Annotated in this window: 20 protein-coding genes and 1 riboswitch; of the genes, 8 read left to right on the forward strand and 12 right to left on the reverse strand. The window is 72.3% G+C overall.

Annotation, left to right across the window (positions count from 1 at the left end):
- Window positions 1–5: 5 nt before the first annotated feature.
- The 3 genes from ribD to rpe all read right to left on the reverse strand — a co-directional run bounded on the left by ribD (window position 6) and on the right by rpe (window position 3,160).
- Window positions 6–1,073 (reverse strand): bifunctional diaminohydroxyphosphoribosylaminopyrimidine deaminase/5-amino-6-(5-phosphoribosylamino)uracil reductase RibD, encoded by a 1,068-nt coding sequence (gene ribD, locus Asi02nite_RS04825; protein ID WP_203710914.1) that lies wholly within the window; start codon window positions 1,071–1,073, stop codon window positions 6–8.
- A 132-nt stretch (window positions 1,074–1,205) separates the two neighbouring features.
- A riboswitch (FMN riboswitch) is annotated at window positions 1,206–1,387 on the reverse strand.
- Window positions 1,388–1,505: 118 nt separating this feature from the next.
- A complete protein-coding gene (locus tag Asi02nite_RS04830) occupies window positions 1,506–2,483 on the reverse strand; it encodes a GGDEF domain-containing response regulator (protein WP_203710915.1) in 978 nt (325 codons plus the stop codon).
- Entirely contained in the window at window positions 2,480–3,160 is a 681-nt protein-coding gene (rpe, locus tag Asi02nite_RS04835) for a ribulose-phosphate 3-epimerase (protein ID WP_203710916.1), read from the reverse strand. The genes Asi02nite_RS04830 and rpe overlap by 4 nt, the downstream gene beginning before the upstream one ends.
- 73 nt (window positions 3,161–3,233) lie before the next feature.
- On the opposite strand from rpe, the gene Asi02nite_RS04840 reads away from it, so the two are divergent.
- Window positions 3,234–4,118 carry a septum formation family protein gene (locus tag Asi02nite_RS04840; protein ID WP_203710917.1) on the forward strand — a complete coding sequence of 295 codons (885 nt, stop codon included), beginning with the start codon at window positions 3,234–3,236 and terminating at the stop codon, window positions 4,116–4,118.
- A gap of 544 nt (window positions 4,119–4,662) precedes the next feature.
- Here the strand turns inward: Asi02nite_RS04840 and Asi02nite_RS42250 are convergent.
- The 6 genes from Asi02nite_RS42250 to Asi02nite_RS04870 are packed head-to-tail and all read right to left on the reverse strand — an operon-like array spanning window position 4,663 to window position 10,576.
- Complete coding sequence (locus Asi02nite_RS42250; RefSeq protein ID WP_203710918.1) at window positions 4,663–5,682, reverse strand: NAD(P)-dependent oxidoreductase; 1,020 nt, start codon at window positions 5,680–5,682, stop codon at window positions 4,663–4,665.
- Window positions 5,679–6,362, reverse strand: a complete 684-nt coding sequence (locus Asi02nite_RS04850) for an SDR family NAD(P)-dependent oxidoreductase (protein WP_203710919.1) — start codon at window positions 6,360–6,362, stop codon at window positions 5,679–5,681. The genes Asi02nite_RS42250 and Asi02nite_RS04850 overlap by 4 nt, the downstream gene beginning before the upstream one ends.
- Window position 6,363: 1 nt before the next feature.
- Window positions 6,364–7,290 (reverse strand): cupin domain-containing protein, encoded by a 927-nt coding sequence (locus Asi02nite_RS04855; RefSeq protein ID WP_203710920.1) that lies wholly within the window; start codon window positions 7,288–7,290, stop codon window positions 6,364–6,366.
- A 13-nt stretch (window positions 7,291–7,303) separates the two neighbouring features.
- Window positions 7,304–8,302: an alpha-ketoacid dehydrogenase subunit beta gene (locus tag Asi02nite_RS04860; RefSeq protein ID WP_203710921.1), complete on the reverse strand. Its 999-nt coding sequence runs from the start codon at window positions 8,300–8,302 to the stop codon at window positions 7,304–7,306.
- Window positions 8,290–9,270 (reverse strand): thiamine pyrophosphate-dependent dehydrogenase E1 component subunit alpha, encoded by a 981-nt coding sequence (locus tag Asi02nite_RS04865; protein WP_203710922.1) that lies wholly within the window; start codon window positions 9,268–9,270, stop codon window positions 8,290–8,292. Before Asi02nite_RS04865 ends, Asi02nite_RS04860 begins: the two co-directional genes overlap by 13 nt.
- Window positions 9,263–10,576: a M24 family metallopeptidase gene (locus Asi02nite_RS04870; RefSeq protein ID WP_239126480.1), complete on the reverse strand. Its 1,314-nt coding sequence runs from the start codon at window positions 10,574–10,576 to the stop codon at window positions 9,263–9,265. The genes Asi02nite_RS04865 and Asi02nite_RS04870 overlap by 8 nt, the downstream gene beginning before the upstream one ends.
- Before the next feature lie 120 nt (window positions 10,577–10,696).
- Between Asi02nite_RS04870 and Asi02nite_RS04875 the strand changes: the two genes are divergently transcribed.
- The 7 genes from Asi02nite_RS04875 to Asi02nite_RS04905 all read left to right on the forward strand — a co-directional run bounded on the left by Asi02nite_RS04875 (window position 10,697) and on the right by Asi02nite_RS04905 (window position 19,986).
- A complete protein-coding gene (locus tag Asi02nite_RS04875; RefSeq protein WP_203710923.1) occupies window positions 10,697–11,398 on the forward strand; it encodes a helix-turn-helix domain-containing protein in 702 nt (233 codons plus the stop codon).
- A gap of 185 nt (window positions 11,399–11,583) precedes the next feature.
- Window positions 11,584–13,296: an amidohydrolase gene (locus Asi02nite_RS04880; RefSeq protein ID WP_203710924.1), complete on the forward strand. Its 1,713-nt coding sequence runs from the start codon at window positions 11,584–11,586 to the stop codon at window positions 13,294–13,296.
- A gap of 80 nt (window positions 13,297–13,376) precedes the next feature.
- Window positions 13,377–15,095: an amidohydrolase family protein gene (locus tag Asi02nite_RS04885; protein WP_203710925.1), complete on the forward strand. Its 1,719-nt coding sequence runs from the start codon at window positions 13,377–13,379 to the stop codon at window positions 15,093–15,095.
- A 12-nt stretch (window positions 15,096–15,107) separates the two neighbouring features.
- Window positions 15,108–16,364, forward strand: coding sequence for an amino acid ABC transporter substrate-binding protein (locus Asi02nite_RS04890; protein WP_203710926.1), 1,257 nt, complete (start codon window positions 15,108–15,110; stop codon window positions 16,362–16,364).
- A gap of 79 nt (window positions 16,365–16,443) precedes the next feature.
- Entirely contained in the window at window positions 16,444–17,313 is an 870-nt protein-coding gene (locus Asi02nite_RS04895) for a branched-chain amino acid ABC transporter permease (protein ID WP_203710927.1), read from the forward strand.
- Window positions 17,310–19,289, forward strand: coding sequence for a branched-chain amino acid ABC transporter ATP-binding protein/permease (locus tag Asi02nite_RS04900; RefSeq protein WP_203710928.1), 1,980 nt, complete (start codon window positions 17,310–17,312; stop codon window positions 19,287–19,289). Before Asi02nite_RS04895 ends, Asi02nite_RS04900 begins: the two co-directional genes overlap by 4 nt.
- Window positions 19,282–19,986, forward strand: coding sequence for an ABC transporter ATP-binding protein (locus tag Asi02nite_RS04905; protein ID WP_203710929.1), 705 nt, complete (start codon window positions 19,282–19,284; stop codon window positions 19,984–19,986). Before Asi02nite_RS04900 ends, Asi02nite_RS04905 begins: the two co-directional genes overlap by 8 nt.
- Before the next feature lie 211 nt (window positions 19,987–20,197).
- On the opposite strand, the gene Asi02nite_RS04910 is transcribed toward Asi02nite_RS04905, so the two are convergent.
- From Asi02nite_RS04910 to def, 3 genes are read right to left on the reverse strand one after another with little or no spacing between them, the layout of a single operon-like run.
- Window positions 20,198–21,979 (reverse strand): RsmB/NOP family class I SAM-dependent RNA methyltransferase, encoded by a 1,782-nt coding sequence (locus Asi02nite_RS04910; protein WP_203710930.1) that lies wholly within the window; start codon window positions 21,977–21,979, stop codon window positions 20,198–20,200.
- Window positions 21,976–22,902, reverse strand: a complete 927-nt coding sequence (gene fmt, locus Asi02nite_RS04915) for a methionyl-tRNA formyltransferase (RefSeq protein WP_203710931.1) — start codon at window positions 22,900–22,902, stop codon at window positions 21,976–21,978. The genes Asi02nite_RS04910 and fmt overlap by 4 nt, the downstream gene beginning before the upstream one ends.
- Window positions 22,902–23,465 carry a peptide deformylase gene (gene def / locus Asi02nite_RS04920; protein ID WP_203711011.1) on the reverse strand — a complete coding sequence of 188 codons (564 nt, stop codon included), beginning with the start codon at window positions 23,463–23,465 and terminating at the stop codon, window positions 22,902–22,904. The genes fmt and def overlap by 1 nt, the downstream gene beginning before the upstream one ends.
- Between the last annotated feature and the right edge of the window lie 44 nt (window positions 23,466–23,509).

Here is a 23,509-nt window from a genome sequence, read left to right on the forward strand (position 1 = left end):
GCGGGTCAGCCCTCCTTCTTGCGTGGCACAGCGGTGAACCGCAGGTCAGGGCCGACCCGCGTGACATCGGTGAGGTCGAGGTCGATGACCTCGGCGATGGTGGAGACGCCCGCGTCGGCGAGCGCGGTGGGGCCGGCGCCGAGCAGCTTCGGCGCGAGGTAACCGACCACCTTGTCGACCAGCCCGGCGGCGAGGAACGCGCCCGCCAGTTGGGGGCCGCCCTCGAGCAGCACCGAGCGGACGCCGCGGGTGTGCAGCGCGGCGAGCAGGGCCTGCAAATCGACGCGGCCGTCGGGACCGGCGCCGACCGCCGCGGCGGTGGCCACCCAGGTGGGCGCGGCACTGTCGCGGACCTTGGCACCTTCGGGGGTACGGCCCTTGCTGTCGACGACGACGCGGAGCGGCTGGCGGATGGCCAGCGAGCCGTCGCGCAGGTTGCGGGCCGTGAGCCGGGGGTCGTCGGCGAGCACGGTGCCCACGCCGACCATGACCGCGTCGCTGGCGCAGCGCAGCGCGTGCACGTCCATCCGCGCGGCCTCGGAGGTGATCCACATGCTGGTGCCGTCGGCGGCGGCGGACCGGCCGTCGAGGGTGGAGGCGTACTTCCAGGTGAGGTACGGCCAGCCCCGGCGCACGCTGGTCAGCCAGGCGATGTTGCCGGCCTCGGCCTCGGGCTCGCGGACGCCCATCACGACGTCGACGCCGGCGGCGCGCAGGGTCTCGGCGCCGCCGCGGGCGACCGGGTCGGGGTCGGCGACGCCGACGACGACCTTCGACACGCCCGCGTTGATCAGGGCGCGGGTGCAGGGGCCGGTGCGGCCGGTGTGGTTGCAGGGTTCCAGGGTGACGATCGCGGTGCCGCCCCGGGCCCGTTCGCCGGCCTGGGCCAACGCGACGATCTCGGCGTGCGGTCCGCCGGCGTACGCGTGGAAGCCCTCGCCGACCACCTCGCCCGCGGCGTCGAGCAGGACGCATCCCACAACCGGGTTGGGACTGGTGGTGCCGAGACCGCGCGCGCCGAGCTCTATCGCGCGTCGCATCGCCTCGTCTATCGAGACGCCGCCGCTCGCCATGCCCGTTTCCTTCCCGTTCGCCGTGGTCACGCGGCGCGGCGGGTCGGGATTCTTGGCAAGGCGCGGCTCGGGACGGCATGGCAGAAGCCGCCCGACGGACACGCCGTCAGAGAACGGCGCGGCCATCCGCCCTCGCGCTGTCTCCCATCCGGACTGTCTGGGCTGCCTGTTGCGGGCTGCCCAACCGTCGGCCCTGGGTTCTCACCAGGTCCACCGCTCGAAGATGGTGCTCTTCGACCGGGTCGCGGGCTTACCAGGGGCCGGGCCCCCGGATCACCGCCGGTTCGGAATTTCACCGAGTCCCGCCAGCGCGTGGTGGGTTGGTTAAGTCTTACACGCAATACCCGGAACGGCGATCGACAGGCGACCTACCTCACATGCGGCGCAGCCCACTGGCTGTTATCGGCGTGATTTGGACATTTCGGGCGCGGTCTAGCTCTGGGAGAGGCGGCGGTCGACGGCCACGTACGAGCCGGGTTGGCTCTTGGCCACCGACTTCATCTCGTTGGCCAGGGCGATGATCTCGCGGGGGTCGGTGAAGCGCTTCGCGCCGCTGGACAGCGCCACCCCGATGGAGAGCGTCACGAGGGCGGCCCGCTGGACGTTGTTGCGGCGGTCGCGGACCTCGACGTAGCCGCGGGAGCCGTCCCGCTCGTCGTAGAGGCCGTCGGTGGTCTTCTCGAAGTCGAGGACGGCGAGCTCCGAGAGCGGGCGGACCTGCGACGGCGCGCAGACGATCACGAAGTCGTCGCCGCCGATGTGGCCGAGGAACGCGGGGGGCAGGCCGGCCGCGGTCACGGCCCGGTGCAGGCTGCGGGCGAGCGCGCTGATGAACTCGTCGCCGCGGCCGAAGCCGTACACGTCGTTGACGCTCTTGAACCGGTCGATGTCGACGTAGGCGACCGCGTAGTCGGCGCCGCTGCGCACCCGGTCGGTGATCTCCCGGCCGATCCGGGTGTTGCCGGGCAGGCCGGTCAGCGGCGAGACCTCGCGGTATTCGCGGTTGCGGCGCAGCGTGGAGACGACCCGCGCGACGAGCTCGGAGGTGTCGAACGGTTTGACCATGTAGTCGTCGGCGCCCGCGGTCAGGCCGTGCACCTTGTCGACGGTGAGGCCCTTGGCGGTCAGCATGATGATCGGCAGGGCGGCGGTCATCGGGTCGGCGCGCAGCCGGCGGGTCAGCTCGACGCCGTCGATCCGCGGCATCATCAGGTCGACGACGCAGAGGTCGGGCTTGACCTGGGCGATGACGTCGAGGGCCTCCTGGCCGTCACGGGCGTGCATGACGTCGAAGCCGTGCAGCTTGAGGCTGATGCCGACGAACCGGGCGATGTCCTCGTCGTCGTCGACGATCAGGATGAGACCGAACCTGTTGACGGTCTCGAGCGCGACCTCGGTCCGTTCGCTCATGCACGCCCCGCCGAGGCGGCGGCGAGCGCGCGTAGCCGCCGGATCGCCGCGGCCGGGTCGTCGGCACCGTAGACCGCGGTCCCGGCCACGAACGCGTCGGCGCCGGCCGCCGCGGCCTGCTCGATCGTGTCGTCGGCGATCCCGCCGTCGACCTCGATGCGCAACTCGAGGTGCCCGCTCTCGCGCGCGTCGCGTACCTTCCGGACCTTTTCCAGCAGGTCGGGCAGGAAGCGCTGGCCGCCGAAGCCGGCCTTGATGGTCATCACCAGCAGCGTGTCGAAGCTGGGCAGGATCTCGAGGTAGGGCTCGATCGGCGTGTCGCGGTCGATCGCCAGCCCCGCCTTGGCACCCGCGGACCGCAGGTCCTTGGCGAGCGCGACCGGGTTGTCGGACGCCTCGACGTGGAAGGTGACGTTGTGCGCGCCCGCGTCGGCGTAGGCGGGCGCCCACCGCCGCGGCTCGTCGATCATCAGGTGCACGTCGAACGGCAGGTTGGTGACCGGCCGCAGGCTCTGCACCACCGGCAACCCGATCGTCAGGTTGGGGACGAAATGGTTGTCCATGACGTCGATGTGCAACCAGTCCGCGTCATGCTCGACAAGGCGTACCTCATCGGCGAGATGGGCGAAGTCGGCCGCGAGGATACTGGGAGCGACGATCGGCGACGGTCGGGTCACCGGGCCAGTGTACGAAGCCGGGGCCGATCCCCGTAGGGTTGCCCTCAACCCGGCCCTGGGGAGGGATGCGCGGATGCGACTGCGGTGGACCATGGGCTTGGCGGGCCTCCTGGCAAGCCTCGCGCTCACGGCCTGCGGCGGCCCTCCGGCGGGCGTGGACGGCGACCTGTCCGACGACTGGCGGGCGATCAGCGAGCCCAAGCCGTTCGTGCCCGAGGCCGCGGTCTGCCATCCCTCCGCGGTGGAGTCCGGGTACCTGGCCGCGTACGCGCCGGTGGACTGCGCCGCCACCCACGTCGTGGAGACGGTCCACGTCGGAGAGATCAAGAACGCGGGCGGCAAGCCGCCGGTCCCCGGCGAGAAGCCGTACCGCACCGCGTACGCGTCGTGCGCGACGTCGGCCGACGCCTATCTCGGCGGCGACTGGCGGACGGCCCGGCTGACCCTCGCGCTGGTGCTGCCCGCCCCGGAGGCGTGGCAGGGGGGTTCACGCTGGTTCCGCTGCGACGTGGCGGAGACGCGGTCGCTGGACGACACGAGCATGGCGTCGCGGGAGGGCTCGCTGAAGGGCGCGCTGGCGAAGGCTTCGCCGCTGGACTACGGCTGCTTCACCCCGAAGATCTCGAAGGAGGTGGTGCAGGAGATGGAGGCACTCCCCTGCAACAAGACCCACCGCAGCGAGTTCGTCGGCATTTACACGGCGCCGGACAAGCCCTACAAGACCTTCATCCAGGACAACGACTCGATCCACAAGGCGTGCCTGAACACCGTGGCGGCGTATGCGGGGCTGCCGAAGGACGGAAACCTGTCCTTCCGCACGGGCACGATCTACTACTACCCGACGGCCGCGGAATGGGACCAGGGGAACCGCGGGGTGAAGTGCTTCTCCTGGGACAGCAATCGGACGTTCAGCCGCTCGATCAAGGGCGGCGGCACCGCACTGCTCCCGATCAACTAGCCGCTGCGGGCGGGGAGCGCGCCGTGCCGGCGCCCGTCCCACCGCCTGCCGGCACCGGCGCGAACCCGCGGCGCGGCCCGCCCGGTCGGCCTGCCCGCGCCGCCGCCTGCGCGGCCCAAGCGCTGCCGCTGCGAGGCCCGCCGCAAGCCCACGCTGCTGAGTGCCCGGCCCGGGCGGCCCTGAAGGCCGGTTCCCGGCAGCCTCCTGCCCGCACTGCAGCGAACCCGCGCCGCCGCTGCCAGGCCCGCCGCCAGCCCACCCTGCTGAGCGCCCGGCCCGGGCGGCCCCGAACGCTGTTACCCGGCCGCCGTCCGCCTGCGCTGCAGCGAACCCGCGCCGGCGCGAACCCGGCCCACGCGGGCGCGTCACCGCCCACCCGGCCGGCGCGCCCTCGCCACCCCCCACCCGGCCCGCCGGCCGCGCAACCGCCTACCCGGCCGCCGCCTGCACGCGCCGCTCGTGCACGCGCGCCGCCGGCCCCGCCGCGTGCCTGCGCCGACTGCCCGGCCCGCCGCCTGCTCGGCCCGGCTTGCTGTCGTCTCGCCTACGGCTTTTGCTCCCGTAGGAGCGCCGCCAGGGCGCTCATGTCGCGAGGGCCGTAGCCCTCCGCGACCGCCTCGTTGACCGCCGCGGCGGTCGCCGCCGACTGGGGCATGCGGGCGCCCGCCGCGGTGGCCAGCTCGTCGATCAGGCGTAGGTCCTTCGCCACCAGGTCCAGGGCGAACGCCACCGCGGCCGTGTCGGGTGCGAGGTAGGCGTCCCGCTTGTAGTGCACGAACGGCGCGCCCACCGCGCTGCCCGCCAGTACGTCGTAGGCCGTGGCGCGGTCGACGCCCGCGCGTTCGGCCAGGACCAGGGCCTCGGCCAGGGCCAGGTTGAGGCCGTGGATGACGGAGTTGACGACGAGCTTCATCGTCGCGCCCCCGCCCGCCGGCCCCAGGTGGAAGATGCGGCTCGCGAACGTGCCCAGCACGGGGCGCGCGCGGTCGAGGGCCGGCGGGTCGCCGCCGACCAGCGCGGTCAGTTCGCCCCGTTGCACGAGCGGGACGCTGCCGGAGACCGGCGTGTCCAGCAGGGTGGCGCCGCGGGCCGACACCCGGGCCGCGAGATCGCGGACCGTCGCCGGGTGGATGGTGCTGGTCTCCAACACGATGGTGCCCGGCGCGAGCCCGTCGACCAGGTCGGCGTAGACCGCCCGCACGGCATCGTCATCAGCCAGCGACACCACGACGTAGGCCGCGTCGGCCACCGCGTCCCCGGGGGTGGCTGCGACCCTGCCGCCCAGACCCTCGGCACGGTCGGGCGTGCGGTTGTAGACCGTGAGCGGGTGCCCGGCGCCGACCAGGCGGCCGGCCATCGCGGCGCCCATGCGGCCGGTGCCGACAACTGCGACAGCCTCGGCCTTCCGGCCGGCGTCGGCGGCCCCGGCGCGGCCGCCCGCTTCCGCCTCCGCGCCGTCCGACTCGGTCTTCCGGCCGGCGCCCCCGGCCCCGGCCCTGGCCCCGGCCCCGACCCCGGCCCCGGCCCCGGCCCCGGTGTGACCGTCCACCGCCGGCTCCGTCATCGCCAGCCTCCGTCTATCACCAGGTCGACGCCGTTGACCGAGCCGTTTTCGAGCAGGAAGACCGACGCGTCCACCACCTCCGCCATCGTGGCCAGGCGGCCCGTCAGGGTGTTCGTGACCACCGCGTCGAGGGACTTGCCCGTCCAGAACGGGCTGTCGCCGACGATGCCCGGGTGGATCGAGTTGACCCGGGTCGGGGCCAGCTCGCAGGAGAGCGTGCGGACCATGCCGACGACGCCGGCGTTGATCGCGCTGACCGTCGTCGAACCCGGGTAGGGCCGGACCCGGGCCATGCCCCCGAAGAGCAGCACCGAGCCTTCGCCCGTGAGGCGGTCGGCCAGGGTGTGCACCACCTCGGTGTAGCCGACCAGCTTGAGGGTGACCAGGTGCAGGGCGGCCTCGACGTCGTACGCCACGACGGTGTTGGCGTCGCGGTCGATCGCGGCCAGCACCACGTGGTCGACCGAGCCGACGCCGGCCAGCGCCTCGGCGACCTCCCGCGGCCTGGACAGGTCGAGCGCGATGCCCGACACCGGCCCGCCGATCTCGGCGGCCACCTTCGCCGCCCGGGTCGCGTCGCGGCCGGTGAGGACCACGTCGCGGCCGCGGCGGGCGTAGCTCGTGGCGATCTCCCGTCCGATGCCGGCGGTGCCGCCGACGATGAGCACCGTGCCGGCCATCTCAGTGTCCTTCCTCGTGCGCGTGCCCGGTCGCCGAGCGCAGGTAGTCCCAGTCACGGACGAACCGATAGGAGTGGCGGCCCGGCGGCTGTGGTGCCTGGGTCTCCAGCCACCGCACGGGCCCGTCGCCGACGTTGCGGAAGCCGTGGACGCAGCCGACACCCGCGAACGCCGCGTCACCGGCCCGCAGCCGGTAGGTCCGGCCGTCGAACACCGCCTCCGCCTCCCCTTCGAGGAAGAGGTAGGTCTCCTCGAACGGGTGGTCGTGCGGCCCGGCGACGCCGGCCGGCTCGTACTGCACCATGAACATCGTCGTCAGGTCGGCGCCGAGGTCGCTGTCGACCATCATCTTCACCGTGATGCCGCTGTAGACGAGCAACGCGGTGCGCATGCTGGCCGAGAGGGCGAGCAGTTCCTGGCGCTGCTTGTCGACCTCCATGTTGACCGGCTCGATGTGGCCGAAGGAGCGCGTACGCGGGTCGCGCACGTCGACCAGCGCCGGATCGGTGCGCGGCAGCGGCGCGACGTCGTAGACGTCATGGCCGTACGCGGCCCGTGGCTGGGTGGCCCGCATCTGCGCGAACCGGGCCGGCGCCCCACCGGGCTCGGTGCGCCACTCGTGCGCGACACCCACCGACAGTAGGCCGTAGTCGCCCGGGACCAACCGGGTCGCACCGTCGGCGGTCTGCAGCACCGGCTCGCCCTCGAGGACGTAGAAGCACTCCTCGTAGGACTGCACGGCCGCCGCGACGCTGGCACCGGGCTCCAGGGCGCAGACGCTGAACTCGGTGTGCAGCGCACCCGGCGAGCCCTCGCCGACGATCGTCCAACGGGTCAGACCCGTGCTGCCGCGGGCGTCCGCGGGTGGCTGGTAGACGGCTTCGTCCGCACGCATGACCACGTGCCGGACGGTGCTTTCGGTGCTCACCGGACGAAGCCCCCTAGTAGTTGACGACCGAGCGAACGGCGGCGACCACCTTGTCGGCGGTCGGGATGACCTCGTCTTCGAGCGCGTCGGCGAACGGCAGCGGCACGTTGGCCGACGCCACCCGGCGGACCGGGGCGTCGAGCAGCTCGAACCCCTCGTCGACCACGACCGAGACCAGGGTCGCGCCCCACCCGGCCTGGTGCGGGTTCTCCTCGACGGTCACCAGCCGCGAGGTCTTGCCGACCGAGGCGAGCACGGTGGTGAGGTCCATCGGGATCAGGCAGCGCAGGTCGACCACCTCGGCCGAGACGCCGTCGTCGGCGAGCGTGTCGGCCGCCGCGAGCGCGGTGTGCACGGTGGACGCCAGCGCGACGAGGGTCACGTCGGTGCCCTCGCGGACGACGGCGGCCTTGCCGAGCTCGACGACGTGGTCGTCGGGTGGCAGCGGACCCTTGCTGGCGAACAGGCCTTTGTGCTCGAAGAACACCACCGGGTCGTCGCTGCGGATCGCGGAGGCCATCAGCCCGATGACGTCGGCGGGGGTGGCCGGCGCGGCGATCTTGAGGCCGGGGATGGTGAGCGCCCAGTTCTCGACGGCCTGCGAGTGTTGCGCGCCGAAGCCGAGCCCGCCGCCGTTGGCGGTGCGGATCACCAGGGGCACGGTGACCTGCCCGCCGGTCATGTAGCGCACCTTCGGGATCTCGTTGGCCAGGTAGTCCCAGCAGCAGGCGAGGAAGTCGGAGAACATGATCTCCGCGACGGGCCGGACGCCGGTCATCGCCGCACCCATCGCCGCGCCGACGATCGCCTGCTCGGAGATCGGGGTGTCCCAGATCCGGCCGGGGCCGAACTCCTCGAACAGGCCCGCGGTCGTCTTGAAGACCCCGCCGGCGCCGCCGATGTCCTCGCCGAGGCAGACCACGCTCGGGTCACGCCGCATCTCGCGGGCGATGCCCTCCGCGACCGCGGCGCGATAGGTGATCACGTCCTGGTCGGTCTTCACACCCGCCATGCCGCACCTCCGTCAGCCCATACGTCGGTGAACGCCTCGGCGACGTCGGCGCCCGGTGCCGCCTTGGCGCCGGCGACCGCGGCGGCCACGGTGGCGGCGGCCCGCTCGTCGACGCCCGTGATCTGGTCGGGTTCGACGCCGAGCGCTTCCAGCCGCGCCCGCGCGACGTCGATGGGGTCGTGCTTGAGCCAGCGCTCGACCTCTTCCGCCGGGCGGTAGGTGGCCGGGTCGGTGCGGCTGTGCCCGTAGTGCCGGTAGGTCTCGGCCTCGATCATGGTCGGCCCGTCGCCCGCCCGGGCCCGGGCCGCCGCGGCCGCGACCGCCTCGCGCACGACCACGACGTCGTTGCCGTCGATGACGTCGGCCGGCATCCGGTAGGCCGGCGCCCGGTCGGCGGCGGGCCGGTCGGCCGCCGTCACCGCGCCGATCGGCGTGTATTCCATGTAGAGGTTGTTCTCGCAGATGAAGACGACCGGCAGCTTCCAGATCGCGGCCAGGTTGAGCGCCTCGTGGAACGCGCCGATGTTGGTCGCGCCGTCGCCGAAGAACGCGACCGCCACCTGGTCGGTGCCGCGCAGCCGGGCCGACCAGGCGGCACCGACCGCCATCGGCAGGTGGGCGCCGACGATGGCGTAGGAGCCCAGCATGTTGCCGGGCGCGTGGGTGAGGTGCATCGAGCCGCCCTTGGCCTTGCACAGCCCGGTCGACTTCTGCATCAGCTCGGCCAGGCACGCCTCGGGGGTCGCGCCGCGGGCCATCGCGTGGTGGTGACCGCGGTAGGTGGCGAACACGTAGTCGTCGGGGTGCAGCGCCGCGCTCGCGCCGACGGCGATCGCCTCGTGCCCGGACGCGAGATGCGTGGTGCCCTTCACCAGGCCCGCGAGGAACATGTCGTAGGCGGCCTTCTCGGTGCGGCGGATGACCGCCATCCGCTCGTAGAGGTCGAGCAGCTCCGCCGTGTCACTCACCGCGACCCGCCCTCGTGTTGAGGTGGGACTGCGGCTCGCGCTCGGTGGTCAGCGGGCCGCCGACCGTCCAGTAGCGGCGGCCGGCGACGAGCAGCTCCTCGGCCGGGAACTTCGTGATGACCTCGCAACCGTCGGCGGTCACGACGACCTCCTCCTCGATCCGTGCGGCTCCCCAACCGTCCTTGGCCGGCCAGTAGGTCTCGAGCGCGAAGACCATCCCCTCCTCGAGCACCTCGGGATGGTCCAGCGAGACCAGGCGGCTGAAGATGGGCTTCTCCCAGATGGACAGGCCGACGCCGTGCCCGTACTGCAGGGCGAACGCGGCCTCCTCGTCGGGGAAGCCGAACTCCTCGGCGCGTGGCCAGAGCGAGACGATGTCGGCGGTGGTGGCGCCGGGCCGTACGGCCGCTATCGCCCTGTCCATGTATTCCCGGCACCGCACGTAGGCGTCGCGCATGCCGCGCGAGGCGCTGCCCACCGCGAAGCAGCGGTAGTAGCAGGTGCGGTAGCCGACGTGGCTGTGCAGGATGTCGAAGAACGCCGGGTCACCGGGCCGGATGACCCGGTCGCTGTAGACGTGCGGGTGTGGCGCGCAGCGCTCGCCGGAGATGGCGTTGACGCCCTCGACGAACTCGCTGCCCAGGTCGTAGAGCACCTTGCTGACCAGGCCGACGCACTCGTTCTCCTTGACGCCCGGCCGTAGGAAGCCGTAGAGCTCGTCGTAAGCGGCGTCCACCATGGACGCCGCCTGGGTCAGCAGGGAGATCTCGTCGCGCGTCTTGACCCGCCGGGCCTCGAGGAAGACCTGCTGGCCGTCGACCACCTCGATGCCGGCGCGCTGCAGCGCCATCAGCACCGGCATCTCGGCGATGTCGACGCCGACCGGCGCGTCGGACAGGCCGCGCTCCTCGAGCTCGACGGCGATCTTGCGCGCCAGCTCGTCGGCGATGCCCGCGTCGGGATGGAACGCGCCGCGCAGCACGGAGATGCCGGCGCGGGCGCGTTTCTCGCCGTCGAGCCAGGGGTTGTAGAGCTGGTGGTGGCGGGCGGCGGAGCCGAAGTCCCAGACGATCGGCTCGGCACCCCGGCACAGCAGCGCGAACCGGATGAACTTGTCGATCGCCCAGGTGCCGATGTGCGTGGCGGTCATGTAGCGGATGTTGGCGAAGTCGAAGGCGAGCACCGCGCCCAGATCGGACTGCTCGAGCTCGGCGGACAGGCGCGCCAGCCGCTCGCGGCGCAGGCGGTCGTGGTCGATGCGCTGTTCCCAGTCGACGGCGTTCATGCCGTACGTGCCGATCGCCACCTCAGCACCCCTCTGCTATATTCCACACATGTTAAGTGATGCTTATCGACGCTAGCGGTCCGTTCACATTGGCGTCAAGCATCACCACACAAAGCGAGCGACGGTACGAAGGGCGGGCACGTGACGGCACAGGCGGGGATGCCTCCGATCGGCGACCGACTGCGCCAGGCGCGACTTGACCGCGGCATGACCGTGCGCGGCCTGGCCCGTCTGGTCGACACCTCGGCCAGCCTGATCTCGCAGATCGAGACCGGCAAGAGCAACCCGTCCGTCAGCACGCTCTACGCCATCACCGCGGCCCTGGGCATCTCCGTCGAGGACATCTTCAGCGACGGCGGCCCCCGCGTGCCCGCGTCGCCGGCGCTCGACGTGGCGTGGCCCGCGCCGGGCAGCGTCACCGTCGCGCCGCCGTCCCCGGTGGACGCGCCCGCGACCTCCGCCGCGGCGCAGGGCCTGCGGATGCTCGCGCAGAAACGCCGCGTCGGCCCGGTGGTCACCGCCGAGGAGCGCGAGTCGCTGCAGCTCGACTCCGGCGTCACCTGGGAGCTGCTCGGCCAACTCCCCGACACGCACGTCGACTTCCTGCGCATCACGTACGCGCCGGGTGGCAGTTCCTCCGGCATCGGTGTGCTGATGCGGCATTCCGGCACCGAGTGGGGCCACGTGCTGACCGGCCAGCTCACGCTGACCCTGGGCTTCGACACCTATGTGCTCAACCCCGGTGACTCGGTCTCGTTCGACTGCTCGACGCCGCATTCCTATGCCAACCACGGCGTGGAGCCCGCGATCGGGGTCTGGTTCGTCGCGGAGCGCTTCAGCTAGATCTGTTCAACTGGCACGCACACCTCTGCACAGTGCTATTGCACACTGTCCACCAGGGCCATACACTCTCGCCTCAGTAGTGGTTCATATCACCTCCGGGCACCACCCCCGCAACACGTCCGTCACGGACGCTGAACACCCGGGTGCCTCGGTGGATAAGACCGCGAAGGGCGGTGCAGCCCCGAATGACCCCACCCCCATCCCTCCCTCGGCGCCGCGTCCTCGGTGCCGGCGCAGCGGCGGCGGCCGGCGGCGCGCTCGGCGCGACCGGCCTCGCCGGCGGCGCGGCCGCGTCCGGGTCGGCGCCCGCATCGGTCGTCGACCGCACCACGCCACGCGGCGACCTGGTGCTCCACAACGGCAAGATCCGCACGTTCGACGACCGCGGTCGTACGGTCGCCGGCGTGGCCATATCCGAAGGCCGCATCGTCGGTGTCGGCGGCAGCCTGGGCCAGCTCAAACGGCTCGTGCCCGGCCGGCCCACGGTCGTCGACCTGCGCGGCCACACGGTCGTGCCCGGCATGATCGAGCCACACGTGCACTTCGTCAGCCTGGCGATCCGGCCCGGCTACCACGTGGTCATCGAGAACGCCCGCGACATCGCCGGCATCCAGCGGATGCTCGCCGCGCGCCGCCGCGACGTGCCGCCCGGCCAGTTCATCACGGCGATGGGCGGCTTCCATCCCAACCTGTTCGCCGAGCGCCGGCTGCCGACGCTGGCCGAGCTCGACGCCGCCGTCCCCGATCGCCCGATCCTGCTCTTCCAGGGCTTCACCGGCCCGGCCTGGACCAACTCCCTCGGCAAGGCCTATTTCGAGGCGGCAGCAGTGCCGTCGGTGGTCGGCGCGGACGGTTCGATCACCGGCGTCGCCAACGCCGAGGCCGCCCTCTACAACGTGCGGCTCACGCAGACCTTCGACGACCGCAAGCGCAGCACGCTCGACGCGATGCGCTACGCGGCGAGCGTCGGCATCACCGCCGTGCTCGACGAGGTCGGCTTCCCCGTCGTCGGCCCGCCGCAACCCAACCACGCACTGTCCAACTTCGACCATTACCGGATGTACGACGCGTGGCGCGCGCTGCACGCCGAGGGCCGCACGTTCATCCGGCTGCAGACCAACTTCCTGCACAACCAGAACGACATCAACCTGCCCGAGCTGACCCAGCGGCTGGCCAACCAGTTCCAGCTCTTCGGCGACGACCTGCTGATGACCGGCGGGATCGGCGAGTGGGGCGCCCCGGGCGACGGCACGGGCCCGGTCTGGGCGCGGGCACAGCAACTGATCGCGGCAGCCGGCTGGCGCAACAACAACCGGGCGTTGAGCCTCGCCGCCCTGGAGGCGCAGATCGCCGGCTACGAGGCGGTCAACGCGCAGCACGACATCACCCGGCTGCGCTGGCGCATCGACCACGTGCCGGTCGTCACGACGGCGCTGCTCGACCGGCTCCAGGCGCTCGGCGGCGCGGTCAACGGCGGCACGTTCGCGTTCATGTCGGGCAGCGGCACCGCGGCGGGCGCGCCGTTCCGCACGATCCTCGACCACGGCATCAAGGCCGGCATCCACCTCGACGGCGTGCACATCGCGCCGCTCAACCCCTGGTTCGGCGTCTACTACGCGGTCACCGGCCGCAACGCGCTGGGGGTCGAGATCAACGTCGGCCAGCAGATCACGCGGGACGAGGCCGTCCGCCTCTGGACACGCGAGAACGCCTGGTTCCTCAACATGGAAGACAAGCTCGGCACGATCGAGACCGGCAAGCTGGGCGACCTCGTCGTGCTCGACCGCGACTACCGCACCGTCAGCGACGAGGACCTCAAGCGCATCCGGCCCGTCCTCACCGCGGTCGGCGGCCAGGTCGTCCACGACTCCGGCGAACTCACGCGGCACGGCCACTGACCCACGGCTGATGCCCATCCCTGCCGGTCCGCGCGACCGGTAGCCCTACAGACCTGTTCTCTGGAAGGCGGTTTCGTTCGATGAGCGAGACACCTCGGCGGGGTCCGACACGACGCGATCTGCTGCGCTCCGGCGCGCTCGCGGGCGCCGCGGCGGCCGCCGCACCCATGGCGGGCGCCGGCGCGGCCGCGGCACACGGCGGCGGCACGGCACCCGCGGGCGACCTGATCCTGACCAACGGCGAGATCCACACCATGGACCGGCGCGACCCGGTCGTCTCCGTCGTCGCGATCCGGGACGGCGAGATCGTCTACACCGGCGACAAGGAGAGCCACGCCCGCAAGGAGTTCACCGACCCGCCGCGGGCGATCGACCTGCGCGGGAAGACGGCGGTCCCGGGCATCATCGACTGCCACAACCACATCGTGCTGATGGGCAACCGGCCCGGCTACCACACGCCTTTGGAAAACGCGTACTCCGTCGCCGACGTCCAGTCGACGATCCGTGCGCGGACGCGGGTCGCGCCGGCCGGCGCGTTCGTCACCACCATCGGGGGCTTTCACTTCAATCAATTCGAAGAGCGTCGCCTACCGTCGCTGGCTGAACTCGACGCCGCGGCGCCGCACCACCCGGTCTACCTCTCGATCGGTTTCACCGGGCCGTCGGTGACCAACAGCCTCGGAAAGGCGTTCTTCGAGAGCGTGCCCGGGCCCGACGGTCCGGTGACGGTGGGTGCCGACGGTGCGATCGCGGCCGGGCAGCAGACCGGGCGGGCCACCCTCGCCCTGCGCCGCCAGCTCACGTTCGAGGACCGCAGGCGCGGCGCCCGCGACGCCATGCGCTACGCGGTGAGCCTCGGCGTGACCACCCACCTCGACCAGGGCGCCTTCCAGGCGGCCGACGCGCCGTCCGACGGAGCTGCCCACGAGGACAACTACCGCATGCACCTGCCGTTCCTGTCGGTGTTCGGCGACGGTGACGGCATCGTCCGCCTGCGGATCAACTTCCTCCACATGGACGCCGACCCGGCGAGCGTGGCGTTGGGCGAGCGGTTGCGCAACGCGTTCCCGTTCTTCGGCAACGACCTGGTCCGCACCGGCGGCATCGGCGAGTTCGTCGCGCCCGTGCCGAGCGACCCGATCACCAGCGGCTCCCCCGGCAACCTGCGCTGGCTGGAGGCCGCGCGCAAGGTGGCGCAGGCCCGCTGGCGGGCCGAGGTGCACTCACTGTCCACAACCGACTTCAAGGCCGAGATCGACGGGTTCGCGCTGATCAACGCGGAGTTCCCGATCACCGACCTGCGGTGGGTGGTCGGGCACGTGCCGTCGATCACCGAGGACTACGTCGACAAGCTCAAGGCGCTCGGCGGCGGCATCAACGTGACCGGCTTCCGCTACTTCGCGGGCACCCCCACCGCGGCGGGCCCGCCTTACAGAATGCTCGCCGACAACGGCATCCCGCTCGGCATGAGCTCCGACGGCATGCAGATCGCGCCGATGAATCCATGGGTGCACGCCTACTACGCCACGACGGGCGTCAACGCGCTCGGCGTGGCCATCAACGGCAACCAACTGCTGACCCGACAGGAAGCTGTCGAGCTCTACACCCGGGCCAACGGCTGGTTCCTGGGCGGCGTCGACGAAGACCGGCTCGGCGTGCTCGCGCCCGGCCGCCTGGGCGACGTCGCCGTGCTCAACCGCGATTACTTCGACCGGCGGCGCGTCGGCGACGCCGATCTCAAGAAGATCAATTCCGTGTTGACCGTGCTCGGCGGGGTCGTCGTCCACGACGCCCGCTAGGGAGGAGCAACCGTGCGCAGGCGCGTGCTCGCGGCGTTCGCGGCGATCGTCATGGTCGCCTCGGGCGCGGCATGCAGCAGCAAACAGGAGTCCGGAGGCGGCGGCGCCACCGACCAGAGCCCCATCGTGGTCGGCTCGACGCTGTCCCTCACCGGTGCCTTCGCGGCCACCGGTCTCATCCACAAGATCGCCGGCGAGCAGTTCGTCGAGCGGCTCAACGCCGCCGGCGGCCTGCTCGGCCGCAAGGTCGAGTGGACCATCCTCGACGACCAGTCCGACACCGCCAAGGTGGGGCCGCTCTACGAGCAGCTCATCACGCAGAACAAGGTCGACCTCATCATGGGGCCGTACGCGACCCCGAACATCCTCGCCGCGATGGCGGTGGCCGAGCGCCACGGTTACGTCCTGCCCCAGCACACCGCCGTGCTGGCACCGCAGCTCACCTACCCCTGCCAGTTCCCCGCCTGGTCGATCGGGCCCACGCCCAACCAGTTCATCCCCAACCTGCTCTTCGACGCGGTGGCGACGCTGCCCACGCCGCCGAAGAAGGTCGCGGTGCTGACCAGCCAGAGCGGGTCGGCGGCGTTCGTCACCGACGGCCTAGGCGACGACAAGACCGGTGTGCTCACCGTCGCCAAGGAGCGCGGGCTCGACGTCGTGGTCGACCGGCACTACCCGCCGACCACCTCCGACTGGGCCGGCATGGCGGCCGAGGTCCGCGACGCCAAGCCCGACCTGGTGATCAGCAACAGCCTCGGCGTCGACACCGTCAACGCGCTCAACGCGATGAAGCAACTCGGCTACACGCCGCCGCTGGTGTTCAGCCTGTTCCCCGCCCCCGGGCCGTTGCTGGGCCTCGGCCCGGCGAGCGAGGGCGCGCTGTCGGTGTCCATCTTCGAGCCCAACAAGGCCCTGGTCGACAAGGTCGGCGGCGACGCCCAGGCGATCGTCGACGAGTTCAAGACCAAGGCCACGGCCGCGAGCGTCGCGTTCCCCGTGTTCGAGACGCAGGCGGCGGCGAGCTGGAACGCGTGGGAGATCCTCGCGTCGGGCGTCAAGGCGGCGAACAGCGTCGACAACAAGGCGGTCTGCGACGCGCTGCACAGCAAGGGCGCCGACACCACGTTCAGCGGCCACCTCGCGTTCGACCAGAAGGTCAACAACTTCTGGCCGACGACGCTCGGCATCAAGCAGATCCAGAACGGCGAGTGGGTGATGGTCTGGCCGCAGGACCGCGCCGCCGCGCCCATCAAGGCACCGACCAGCTAACGGTTCGCGTCCGCCCGTGCCGGTCTCCCGGCACGGGCGACGCGTCGGCTCGAGGAGGACACATGAGGGAGGCACCGGCATGACTGCCGTCCAGGCGGCGCTCAGTGGGGCCCTGATCGGTGGGCTGTACGCCCTGATGGCGGCCGGCCTGTCGGTCACCTGGGGCGCCCTGCGGGTCATCAACCTGGCGCACTTCGGGCTGATCCTCGTGGGCGCCTACCTCACCTACCAACTGACCACCGCCTGGGGCATCGACCCGGTGCTCACCCTGCTCGTCTCCGCGCCTGTCCTGTTCGTCGCCGGTGCCGCGCTGCAATGGGCGTACGACCGGCTGAACATCGTCGAGTTCAACTCGCTGCTGGTCAGCTTCGGCCTCCTGATGATCACGATCGAGCTGACCACACAGGTGTGGACCGCGGACTTCCGGCACATCGACGCGGGCGAGAATCCTTACGGCACCAGCGCCGTACACCTCGGGTCGATCGCGCTGCCGATCTCGCGGCTGGTCGCGCTCGGCTTCGCCGTGCTGCTGATCGGCGGCGGGCACCTCGTGCTGGAGCGCACCTTCGCCGGCCGGGGCCTGCGGGCGTTCGCCCAGGACCGCACGGTCGCCGCCTCTTTCGGCATCGATCACCGCCGACTAGGGATGGTCGTGGGTGGGCTGGCCGGGGTCAGCGCCGCCGTCGCCGGGATGGTGTTCGCGCTGGGCAACACGATCGCGCCGGCGCACGCGTACGAGTGGTTCGGCACGGTCTTCGCCGTCGTCATCCTCGGCGGCATCGGCAACCTGCTGGGCTCGCTCTTCGCCGGCCTCGGCGTGGGCGCGTTCTCGGCCGTGGTCGCGGTGCTCTGGGACCCGAGCTACGAGCCGTTCGTGCTGTTCCTGGCCATCATCCTCGCACTGGTCCTGCGGCCGAAGGGCCTGTTCACCCGGAGGGCCGCCGCATGAGTGTCCGAAAGGGACTGAGCATCCTGGCCGGGGTGGCCCTCGTGCTGGCGGTACTCGCCCACTTCAACACGTCGCTCGGCATCGCGCCCTATCTGCTGGTGCTCGCCACGTCCGTGCTGTTCTGGGTCATCCAGGCGACGAGCTGGAACATCCTGTCCGGCTACGCCGGCTACTTCAGCTTCGGGCAGGCGGCCTACGTCGGGGTCGGCGCCTATTCGGTGGCCGTGCTGACCGGTCGCCACGACGTCGGCTATCCCGTCTCGATCCTGGTCGGCGGGCTGCTCGGCGCGCTGCTCGCGGCCGTCACGGGCGCGGTCGCGTTCCGGCTCGGGGCGCTGCGCGGCGAGATCTTCGCGCTGCTGACCCTGGCCGTGCCGTTCATCCTGGCCGCGTTCGTGCGGATCAACCGCGACATCGACGGCGGGCTCGGTACGACCCTGCCCCTGCCGGACTTCCCCGGCTGGGTCGGCGACTTCCAACACCTGATCTTCCTGCTCATGCTGCTGGTCGCCACCCTCGCGGTCGGCACCGCGCTCTGGGTGCAGGGTTCCCGCCTCGGTCGTGGGCTCAACGCGATCCACGACAACGAGGACGCGGCGGAGGCGCTCGGCGTGCCGACGTTCCGCTACAAGATGCTCGCCATCGTGCTCAGCGGCGCGCTCGGCGGCCTCGGCGGCGCGCTGCTCGCGGTGCGCAACGGGGCCGTGCAGCCGGAGCTGGTGTTCACCCTCACCGTGCCGTTGTTCGTCATCGTGATGAGCGTGCTCGGCGGCCGGCGACACTGGGCCGGCCCGGTGGTCGGCGCCGCGTTCGTCACCGTCCTGCAGGACGAGCTGGCGGCGCAGGAGCTCGACCAGTGGGGCAACATCATCCTCGGCGCCGTCCTGGTGCTGTTCGTGGTCGCCGCGCCCGACGGTCTGTTCGGCCGGCTGCGCGTCCGGCCGTGGCTCACGGTCGGCGTCTTCGTCCCGGTCCTTGTCGGGCTGCTGCTCAGCGGTCAGTACACGGAGCTGGACGCCATCCTGTACGCGATGGTGGCGGCCATCGTCGCCGCCCTGGTGGTCGACCGCCTCCGGCCGGCGCCGGGCGCGGTGTCTTCGCCGGCGGGGCATTTAGAGCCTTCGGCAGCGCCGACGGAGGGCGCCCGGCCCACGGAGCCGCCAGCGACCAGGCCCGCAGGCGCCGCACCGCTCGCCGACCTTCCGCAACCCGCCCCGCCGCCCGTGCCGCCCGTGGCGCAGTCGCCGCCTGGCGAATTGGTTTCGGTCGCCGGCGTCACCCGTGACTTCGGTGGTGTTCGGGCGCTGGACGACGTCTCCCTGTCGGTGTCCAGCGGTGAGATCGTCGGGCTCGTGGGCCCCAACGGGTCAGGCAAGACCACGCTGGTCAATCTGCTTTCCGGCGCCATGCCGCCGACCCGGGGCACGATCGCCATCGGCGGCCGGACAACCACAGGCCTCGCGCCGCACCGGGTGGCCCACACGGGCGTGGCACGGACCTACCAGATCCCGAAGCCGTTCGCCTCGATGACCGTGCGGGACAACGTCGCGATGGCCGTGATGTTCGGCCGCACGGGCGCGTCGTTGGCGTCGGCCCGGGAGGCCGCGGTGCGGCACCTCGCCACGGTCCGCCTGGAGCACCTGGCCGACGCGCTGCCGGACGCCCTCAACCTGCACCAGCGCCAACTGCTGGAGATGGCCCGCGCGATCGCGGCCGAGCCGGTGGTGCTGCTGCTCGACGAGGCGCTGGCCGGCCTCAACCCGGCCGAGATCGACGACGCGGTAGCGGTGATCCGCCGCATCCACGCCGCCGGCATCTCGATCATCATCGTCGAACACCTGCTCCGGGTGCTCAACCAGCTGGCCACCCGGATCGTCGTCCTCGACCGCGGCGTCCTGATCGCCGACGGCGAGCCGGCCACGGTCCTGCGCGACCCGGCCGTGGTCCGGGCCTACCTGGGGAGGCAACGTGCTTGAGGTCCGCGGGGTCGACGCCCGCTACGGCGACGCCCAGGCGCTGTGGGGCGTGGACCTGGAGGTCGCGCCGGCGGAGACGGTCTGCATCGTGGGCCCGAACGGCGCGGGCAAGACCACGCTGGTCCAGACCATCGCGGGCCTGCACCGGGCCGCCGCCGGCACGATCACCGTCGACGGCGTCGACATCGCGGCGCTGCCCGGGCACCGGGTCTGCGACCACGGCGTGGCCACGGTCCCGGAGGGCCGCCGGGTCTTCGGCCACATGACGGTCCGCGACAACCTGCTGCTGGGCGCCTACCGCCCGAAGGCGCGCGCCGCGCACCGGGAGACGGAGGCGCAGGTCTACGACCTGTTCCCCCGCCTGAAGGAACGCGCACGACAACACGCGGGCAGCCTGTCGGGCGGCGAGCAACAGATGCTCGCGCTGGGCCGCGCCCTGATGGCGCTCCCCCGGCTGCTTCTGCTCGACGAGCCGTCGCTGGGCCTGGCGCCGGTGATCGTCGACGAGGTCTTCGACGCGATCGCCGCGGTCACCGCCACAGGCGTCGGCGTCCTGCTGGTGGAGCAGGACGTCGAACGCGCGCTGTCGGCGGCGAGCCGCGGCTACCTGCTCATCGAGGGCCGCATCGCGGCGGCGGGCCCGACCGCCGACCTCCGCGACCGCGCCGACGTCCGAGAACGGGTGCTCGGCATGTAGCCGCCACAAGCACGAACATGACCCGACCGTGGTCGCCAGTTCGTGTCCCAGGGCACGCCCGCAATAGCCGGGCGGCGGTAGCCGCCCGCAGACGTTCCGCCCGGCGGCGTTCGTCCGCCCGGCGGCGTTCAGCCCCCCCAAGGCGTTCGAGCCGCCCGAGGCGCTCAACCCGCCCAGAGCGTTCGTCCGCAGGTCAAGCCCCCGGCGGCGTTCAGGCCGTGCGGCGGAGGACCGCCAGGAACATCGCGTCCGTGCCGTGGCGGTGCGGCCACAGTTGCACCGTCGGGCCTGTGCCCAAGCCCGGCATCCCCGCAGGCAGCAGGGGGCGGGCGTCGACGAAGTCGACCGGGATGTCGGCTCGGCGGGTGCCTTCGGTGACCGAGACGTGGGTCTCCACCATGTGCGGGGAGCACGTCACGTAGCCGACCACCCCGCCCGGCCGGACAGCTCGCAGGGCCGCCGTCAGGAGTTCGCGTTGCAGGCGGGTCAGCGGCGGTAGGTCGCTGGGCTGGCGGCGCCAGCGGGACTCCGGGCGGCGGCGCAGGGCGCCCAGGCCTGTGCAGGGGGCGTCTACCAGCACGCGGTCGAAGCCTTGTTCCGGTAGGTCCGGGTCGCGGCCGACCGTGCGGCCGTCGGTGTTCAGGACCGTGGCCGGGAAGCCGGCTACCGCGCGGGTGACCAGTTCGGCGCGGTGGGGGGTCACCTCGACCGCCGTCAGGTGGGCGCCGCGTTGCGCCGCCAGGGCAGCCAGCAGGCCTGCCTTGCCGCCCGGGCCCGCGCACAGGTCCAGCCAGCGCGCGTCGTCGCCCTCGATCGGGGCGTCGGCCAGAGCCGTCGCCACCAGTTGGGAGCCCTCGTCCTGCACGTGTGCCCGGCCGTCGCGGATCGCGGCCAGGTCGCCGGGGGCGCCGCCCGCGAGGTACACCGCGTACGGCGAGAACGCGCCCGGTGTGCCGCCGACCTCTTCGGCCAGGTCCACCGCGTCGGCGCGGCCCGGGCGGACGCAGAGGTGCACCGCGGGCGCCTGGTTGTCCTCGATCAGCAGGCGGGCGGTGTCGTCGAGCGAGCCGCCGAGCGCCTCCTGGAAGGCCCGCACGATCCACTGTGGATGACTGTATGAAAGCGACAGGTTGCCGACCGGGTCCTTCTCGTACGACGGCGCCAGCTGCTCCACCCAGGCGTCCGCGTCGCGGGTCGTGATCTCGCGCAGCACCGCGTTGGCGAAGCCGGTGGCGCCCGGCGCGACGATCCGCACGAGGTCCACAGTGGACGAGACCGCGGCGTGCGCCGGGACCCGCATGTAGAGGATCTGGTAGGCGCCCAGCCGCAGCGCGTCGCGGGCCGGCGGGTCGATCCGGTCGACCTCGCGGCCGGCCGCGACCGCGATCACCGCGTCGAGCGTGCCGAGCGAGCGCAGCGCCCCGTAGGTCAGCTCCGTCGCGAACGCCGCGTCCCGACCGCGGACGTCGCGGTCACGAAGGATGTTGGGCAGAACCAGGTTGGCGTACGCGTCGTCGCGGTGGACGGCGGCGACCGCCTCGTACGCGGCGAACCGCGCCGGGTCGACCGTCGGGCGACCACCCCGGCCGCCGGCCGGGCCCCGGCCACGCCCGCCATCGCCCCCACGGCGGGCACCGCCCCGGCCACCGTCGCGACCACGGAACCCGCCGCCACGACCGTCACCGCCCCGGCCCGCGTCACGACCACGGAAGCCGTCACCACCGCCGCTACGCCCGCGGTCGCCGTCCCGTCCGCGGAAGCCTTCACCGCGATCAGCCCTCGCGTCGCCGGTCTCACGTTGCCCACGGAACACCGCACCACTCCCGCGGCCCTCGCCACGAAAGCCGTCCCGGCCAGAGAAGCCATCACCGCGACCGGCCTCGCGCCCGCCGTCGCCTCCGCGAACCGGGTCCGGACCGCGAAAGCCGTCGTCGCGGCCTCCGCGAACCGGGTCCGGACCGCGAAAGCCGTCGTCGCGTACGTCGGCCGTCATGCGAAACGCTCGTTCGACTCGACCCGGGCGCCGCGCGCCCAGTCCGCCGCCGGCATCGCCCGCTTGCCCGCCGCCCGTACCTCGCCCAGCGCCACCGGCGTCGTAGCCGTGCCCACCAGCACCCCTGTCCGATCGACCAGCAGATCACCCGGCTTCAAAGCAGGCCCATTCGCCACCGGCCGCACAGGGCCGAGCTTCACCCGGTCCTCCCGGAACGTCGTCCACGCCCCGGGCGCCGGCGTGCACGCCCGCACCCGCCGGTCCACCGCGAACGCCGGCTCGTCCCAGCGGACCATCGCGTCCTCGACCGTCAGCTTCGGCGCCAGCGACACCCCGTCGGCCGGCTGCGGCTCGGCCCGGGCGGTGCCGGCCTCGATCGCGTCCAGCACCGCGACCAGCAGGCCCGCCCCGGACGTCGCCAGCCGCGACAGCAGGTCACCCGACGTGTCGGTGGCCCGGATCTCGTCGGTCAGCGTCCCGAAGACCGGGCCCGTGTCGAGACCGGCCTCGAGCTGGAACACGCTCGCCCCGGTGATCTCGTCGCCGTGCAACACGGCATGCTGCACCGGCGCCGCACCGCGCCACGCGGGCAGCAGCGAGAAGTGCAGGTTGACCCAGCCGTGCCGAGGGATGGACAGGGCCGACGGCGGCACCAGGGCGCCGTAGGCGACCACCGGCACACAGTCGGGCTCCAGCGACTGCAGCCGCGACTGGAACTCCGGCTCGCGCGGCTTGGCCGGCGTCAGCACCTCGACCCCGTGCTCGTCGGCCCACGCGCCGACGGACGACCGGACCAGACCCCGGCCGCGACCGGCCGGCGCGTCGGGCCGCGTGACCACCGCGACGAGCTCGTGCGACGACGCGGCCAGCGCGTCGAGGGCCGGCAGCGCGACGACCGGCGTACCCGCGAAGACCAGCCGCATCAGCGCGCCCCGCCCAGGCCGAACACCGCACCGCTGTGCGGGTTGGTTTTGATCACCGGCGGCGCGCCGGCGTCGTACCACTCGGCCTGTCGGATCTCCTTCATCGCTTCCTTGCGGGCCGCGGCGTCGAGCCGGTCGAGGAAGAGCACCCCGTCGAGGTGGTCGGTCTCGTGCTGCACGCAGCGCGCCATCAGGCCGGAGCCGACGAGCTTGATCGGGTCGCCCCACTGGTTGAAACCGGTCGCGACGACGTTCATGCGGCGCTTCGTGTCGACGTAGACGCCCGGGATCGACAGGCAGCCCTCGGGGCCGTCCTGCTCCTCCTCGTCGGGGAAGCTGATCATCGGGTTGATGACGTGGCCGACGACGTCGTCGACGTCGAAGGTGAACACCCGCAGGCCGACACCGAGCTGCGGCGCGGCGAGCCCGGCCCCGGACTGCTCCTGCATGGTCTCGACCAGGTCGGCGACCAGCTTGCGCAGCTCAGCGTCAAAATCGACGACCGGATCCGCGGGTGTACGCAGCACCGGGTCGCCGAACAGACGGATGGGCTGGACGGTCACGTGGAACTCCTCGTTCTGGTCGTCCGCGCGGGGCACGCGGGCGC

It is taken from the genome of Asanoa siamensis, assembly GCF_016862555.1.
GTDB classification, from domain to species: Bacteria; Actinomycetota; Actinomycetes; order Mycobacteriales; family Micromonosporaceae; genus Asanoa; species Asanoa siamensis.

What these genes read in the sequence shown, in the direction of transcription:
- Asi02nite_RS04860 (WP_203710921.1), bottom strand. Translation starts at nt 8,302, where the DNA reads ATGGCGGGTGTGAAGACCGACCAGGACGTGATCACCTATCGCGCCGCG.
- Asi02nite_RS04830 (WP_203710915.1), bottom strand. Translation starts at nt 2,483, where the DNA reads ATGAGCGAACGGACCGAGGTCGCGCTCGAGACCGTCAACAGGTTCGGT.
- ribD (WP_203710914.1), bottom strand. Translation starts at nt 1,073, where the DNA reads ATGGCGAGCGGCGGCGTCTCGATAGACGAGGCGATGCGACGCGCGATA.
- Asi02nite_RS42250 (WP_203710918.1), bottom strand. Translation starts at nt 5,682, where the DNA reads ATGACGGAGCCGGCGGTGGACGGTCACACCGGGGCCGGGGCCGGGGCC.
- Asi02nite_RS04840 (WP_203710917.1), top strand. Translation starts at nt 3,234, where the DNA reads ATGCGACTGCGGTGGACCATGGGCTTGGCGGGCCTCCTGGCAAGCCTC.
- Asi02nite_RS04900 (WP_203710928.1), top strand. Translation starts at nt 17,310, where the DNA reads ATGAGTGTCCGAAAGGGACTGAGCATCCTGGCCGGGGTGGCCCTCGTG.
- Asi02nite_RS04885 (WP_203710925.1), top strand. Translation starts at nt 13,377, where the DNA reads ATGAGCGAGACACCTCGGCGGGGTCCGACACGACGCGATCTGCTGCGC.
- Asi02nite_RS04895 (WP_203710927.1), top strand. Translation starts at nt 16,444, where the DNA reads ATGACTGCCGTCCAGGCGGCGCTCAGTGGGGCCCTGATCGGTGGGCTG.
- fmt (WP_203710931.1), bottom strand. Translation starts at nt 22,902, where the DNA reads ATGCGGCTGGTCTTCGCGGGTACGCCGGTCGTCGCGCTGCCGGCCCTC.
- Asi02nite_RS04910 (WP_203710930.1), bottom strand. Translation starts at nt 21,979, where the DNA reads ATGACGGCCGACGTACGCGACGACGGCTTTCGCGGTCCGGACCCGGTT.
- Asi02nite_RS04880 (WP_203710924.1), top strand. Translation starts at nt 11,584, where the DNA reads ATGACCCCACCCCCATCCCTCCCTCGGCGCCGCGTCCTCGGTGCCGGC.
- Asi02nite_RS04850 (WP_203710919.1), bottom strand. Translation starts at nt 6,362, where the DNA reads ATGGCCGGCACGGTGCTCATCGTCGGCGGCACCGCCGGCATCGGACGG.